A 406-nucleotide genomic window follows, 5' to 3' on the forward strand; every position below is an offset into this window, starting at 1 on the left:
CCGAGACATTCTTGACGCTGCGCGCGTTGACGAGCAAGACCGTGAAACCGTGCGACTCCAGTAGTTCAAAAAGCGGAATCCAGTACACGCCGGTCGACTCCATGGCGACCGTATCGACACCGCATGCCTTGAGCCAGTCGGCCAAGGCATTCAGGTCGGCGGTGAAGCTGGGAAACTCGCGGATAGGTTCATCATCCCGGTCCGGTGGCACCGCCACGAAATGGGATGTGCTGCCAATGTCGATGCCAGCGGCATTGGGATGCTGGATGGTCATGGGCGGTTGCCGGGTCTTGCCCGACTTGGGAATGATATTGCGATTACGCTGGGCCATTGACGTGCTCCATCTTCGGGGTTGGAGTGGGGCGCCACATCAAGTACGTTGTCTTAGCTCAATCTCATAAACGGG

Annotated in this window: 1 protein-coding gene; it reads right to left on the reverse strand. The window is 58.1% G+C overall.

Annotation, left to right across the window (positions count from 1 at the left end; genetic code table 11):
• Positions 1 to 274 (reverse strand): IS110 family transposase (locus D0817_RS24925; protein WP_167470972.1); only part of this gene is annotated, 274 nt, incomplete at its 3' end.
• Positions 275 to 406 lie beyond the last annotated feature (132 nt).

It is taken from the genome of Flavobacterium cupreum, assembly GCF_003996965.1.
Lineage (GTDB): Bacteria > Bacteroidota > Bacteroidia > Flavobacteriales > Flavobacteriaceae > Flavobacterium > Flavobacterium cupreum.